We start from the raw sequence: 3,971 nt of genomic DNA on the forward strand, positions 1-3,971 counted from the left end.
ACGCCCCCACTGACTGAACGGCTCCCGCCATCCCCCCGACCCCCTCGCTGAGGGTGCCGGGCGGATCTGTCTTTCCGGGCACGGATACGGCATCTTGGGCGTTTCCGGGCGCTACTTATTTTCAGCCCTGTCGAGCTAGGGCAAGGCCACCCGGGTGGGCGATATGTCTACTCAATCGCCGGGCGCCCTCGGCGCCCCAGCCGACCCGGAACAAGATCAACCTCAACCACCTCAGGTGGGCGAGCAACGGGCCGTAGGTGGGACGGGTGAGGAGCGCGACGAGCCCGCGAGGCAGATTGGCGGCGAGCCGGGAGTTTCCGGGCGGCAAGCGCGGCGGCGAGCGGGGGCCTTGACCGCGAACAACGGCGAGCAGGGCCCTTGACCGCGAACAACGGCGACACGCGGTGCCGCAAGCCGCAGACGACGAGCCGTGGGGCGGCACCGCGTCCGAGCTGAGCGTCAGGCGCGGCGGGCGGTCAGCCGGCGGGCGGCGAGGTAGGCCTCGCATCCGAGGCAGAGCCCGAAGGCCGCGTTGAGGAAGGCCGCCAGCAGCCCGAACCCCGCGAACACCAACCCGACAGCCGCAGCCCCGGACAGGTAGCCGACCGAAGCAACAGCCAGGAAGGCGAAACCGACCAGCTGCGCGAACCGCACCGGCGCGGCGTCCTCCCGCTCGGTGGCCGGCCCGAGCCGGGGCGCGACGAGGAAGCGGTAGAGCAAGGCGTACGGCCCGCGGCGCGGATCAGCGGCGGTGATCGCGAAGACGGCGGTCTGGGCCAGCGCGAGCCAGCCCCATCCGGTGGCCAGGACGACGACGAGAACGAGGGTGGTCAACGCCGCGGCGAACCGTGGCCCACGCGGGTCAAGCTGCATGCGGTGAGCGTGACACGGCCGGCGGCCGTCGTCCTGGTGAGTCCCATCACCGCCGTGGAGGTGCAGATTCCCAGGTCAGGCGGCTGGCAGCAGGTCGCCGAGCACGGCGATGAGTTGGGCCTTTCCCGGTACGCCGGTGGCGCGCTTGGCGACCCGGCCCTCGGCGTCCAGGACCAGCAGCGTGGGGGTACGCCAGATGCCCAGCGCGCGGACCGCGTCCAGGTGGCTCTCCGCGTCCACCTCGACGTGCCGCACGCCGGGGAGCAGGGCGGCGACCTCACCGCTCACCCGCCGGACAGCCCGGCACGGCGCGCAGAACGCGGACGAGAACTGCAGCAGCGTGGCCTGCGCGGGCTGAACACCGAGCTGCGCCAGCAAAGTCGGATCGATCCGCTGACCGGCCGCACCGGGATCCGGAGTCACGGCTTCCCCCGCCTCGACGTCCCGTCCACCGGAACCGGCGTCGCCCCGAGACGAACCGGCGTCGCCCCGAGACGAATCAGCGTCGCGCCCACCCACGCCGACGTCGCGCCCTGATGAGCCGATGTCACGCCCGGAGGAGAGCCCATCCGAGAGGCCGGTTGAGAGACCGGTCGCGCCCGCTGCCCCGCCGACCCCCGGCCGCTCAGCAGCCGGCCCCGGCGCGGCCAAGGCCGATCCCCCACCGGCTGCCCCAGCAGAAACCGATGAGCCCGGAACGAACCGTCCATCGGTCCGCCGCCGCCACAACCCGGCCACCGTGCCCAGCACAAGCACCGTCGCAACAACGATCAGCCCGGTGGTGTCCACCAGCCAACTCTGGCACGCCCCGCACGCCGCCGCGATGTGACCTACGACGCCGACTGGTACGCGCTCGCCTGCAACGAGAACAGCCCCGCGTAGATGCCCTCGGCCGCCATCAGCGTCGCGTGGTCGCCCTCCTCGGCCACCGCGCCGTGGTCCAGCACGAAGATCCGGTCCGCTTCGCGCACGCTGGCCATCCGGTGGGTGATCAGCACGACGGTACGGCCCGCGGCCAGCTCCCGGAGCCGCTGGTACACGTCGTGCTCGGCCCGCGCGTCGAGGTTCGCGGTCGGTTCGTCGCAGATCAGCAGCGGGGCGTCGCGGTAGAACGCCCGGCTCACCGCCAGCCGCTGCCACTGTCCGCCGGAGAGGTCGGCGCCGTCGGTGAAGTGCCGGGACAGCAGCGTGTCGTACTGGCGGGCGAGTTCCATCACGAATTCGTGGGCGTCGCCGGCCCGGGCCGCGCCGAGCACGCGTTCGGGTTCGACGCTGTGGTCGTACCGTCCGATGGTGATGTTGGCCCGCGCGGAGAGCGGCCATCGGGTTGGTTCCTGCATCACGACCGCGACCTGGCCGCGGACGGTCTCCGGGTCGTAGCGGGTGAGGTCGACGCCGTCCCAGCTGATGCTGCCGCTCTGCGGCTGGAAGAGGCCCGCGAGCAGGGCGGCCAGGGTAGTTTTGCCGGAGCCGTTCTCGCCGACCAGCGCGATGATCTCGCCGCGGCGCAGGGTCATGCTGACGTCGCGGACCGCCGGGCGTTCGGCGTCGGGATAGCTGAACGTCACGTGGTCGAGCCGGATCTCCCGGGCCAGCGCCGGCACCGCGGCGCCCGTGCTGGACTCGGTGCGGCTCAGCGACAGGTCGCAGAATCCTTGGAAGTCGGCGAAGTACAGGCCCTGTTCGAAGACCCGGTTGGCACTGTGGGCGAGTTCGGTGAGCTTGCCGATCCCCATGCTGATCGCGTACGCGGCCGCGCCACCCACGGCGAGTTCCATCCGGCCGGTCCAGAGCAGCCAGAGCAACGTGGCGTAGGTGAGTCCGGTGGCGACGCTGCTCAGCGCGGTGCCGGCCAGGTTGGTGCGGATCTGCCGGGTGGTGATCCGGATCTCCTCGTTGGTGGAGACGGCGAGCAGCCGCCGCACCTCGGCCAGCAGGTACTCCCGCACGGTGAACGCGCGCAGCTCGGGCGCGGGCTCGCGGGCGGCGAGCAGTTCGGCGAGCATCCGCTGGCGCCGCCAGACGGCGATGAGCCGCAGCATCCGCCGGTAGCGCAGCCGGGCGGAGCGCACGGCGGCCCACCCGATCGGCAGCACCGCGAGTACGAGCAGCGGCAGCAGGACCGGGTGCAGTACCGCCAGCACCCCGGCCGCGGCGGCCAGGCCGATCAGGTTGGTGCCGAGTTCGATGGCCCGGTCGACGAGATACTGGGCTGCGTCGATGCCCCGGTCGCGGGCCCGTTCCATGGCGTCGCGCCAGCCCGGGTCGTCGAAGGTGGACAGGTCGACGCGGGTGGTCAGATCCAGCAGCCGCATCTGGGCGGCCTGCGAGACCTTCGGGGACAGCCGGCCGTTGGCCGCCGCCCCGGCCGACGTCAGCACACTGCGCACGGCCGCGGAGCCGACGAGCAGAAGCAGCGAGGGTACGGCGGCCCGCACCCGTTCCGGCGTCGGTCCCTCCCGGAGCAGCCCGTCGAAGACACCGACGACGCTGATGAGCCCGACCGCACTGGCCACTCCCGCGGCCAACTGGAACGTGAGCACGGCGATGGTGGTCCGCCGGCTCGCCTGCCAGGCCAGCGACCAGGCCGATCGCAGCAGCCGGGGCAACCGCCGCAGCATCCGCAGGAATGTGGTGTTGGCGGCCTCCTCGGTGCTGGTCAGCCAGTACGGCACCGCCAGCTCCGCGTCGTCGGACCACTCGCCGTCCCCACCGGAATCCAGCCCGACGTCCGGCACCCGCCCGTCACCCGGGCCGGCCGCCTCAGGCGACGGAGCCGGAGTCGGAGTCGGTGGGTCCTGCTGCTGGATGGCGTCCTGCATCGACGGCTCCCGTCCCGAGGGCTCTCAGCCGTTCCTACGCCTTCTCAACACAGCGTGTCCATCCATATACCAGGAGTGAGGGCTCATTCACGGTTGCAACAGCTCGGTCAGCTGCGCCGCCTTCGTCTCCCACCGCCATTCCTTCTCGACCCACGCCCGCCCGGCCGCGCCCATCGCCTGCGCCCGCGCCGGGTCGGCCAGCAGCTCCGCCAGCCGGCCCGCGATCGCCGGCACGTCACTGCCACCGACCACGTAACCCGTCTCGCCCTCCCGGAC

General features: G+C 72.2%; 4 protein-coding genes. All 4 read right to left on the reverse strand.

Going from position 1 to position 3,971, the window contains the following annotated elements:
- Positions 1-459: 459 nt before the first annotated feature.
- Positions 460-873, reverse strand: coding sequence for a DUF4395 domain-containing protein (locus tag AB0C29_RS24720; protein WP_360824360.1), 414 nt, complete (start codon positions 871-873; stop codon positions 460-462).
- A gap of 75 nt (positions 874-948) precedes the next feature.
- Positions 949-1,296, reverse strand: coding sequence for a thioredoxin family protein (locus tag AB0C29_RS24725; RefSeq protein ID WP_360824364.1), 348 nt, complete (start codon positions 1,294-1,296; stop codon positions 949-951).
- Between the two features lie 407 nt (positions 1,297-1,703).
- The gene (locus AB0C29_RS24730) at positions 1,704-3,695 is read right to left on the reverse strand and encodes an ABC transporter ATP-binding protein (RefSeq protein WP_360824367.1); all 1,992 of its coding nucleotides are present in this window, start codon (positions 3,693-3,695) and stop codon (positions 1,704-1,706) included.
- An 87-nt stretch (positions 3,696-3,782) separates the two neighbouring features.
- A partial coding sequence (locus tag AB0C29_RS24735) for a glycosyltransferase (protein ID WP_360824370.1) occupies positions 3,783-3,971 on the reverse strand: 189 nt, incomplete at its 5' end.

The sequence above is a fragment of the Actinoplanes sp. NPDC048791 genome, assembly GCF_040650095.1.
GTDB lineage: Bacteria > Actinomycetota > Actinomycetes > Mycobacteriales > Micromonosporaceae > Actinoplanes.

Coding starts and splice junctions, on each gene's coding strand:
- AB0C29_RS24730 (WP_360824367.1), bottom strand. CDS start 3,695: ATGCAGGACGCCATCCAGCAGCAGGACCCACCGACTCCGACTCCGGCT.
- AB0C29_RS24720 (WP_360824360.1), bottom strand. CDS start 873: ATGCAGCTTGACCCGCGTGGGCCACGGTTCGCCGCGGCGTTGACCACC.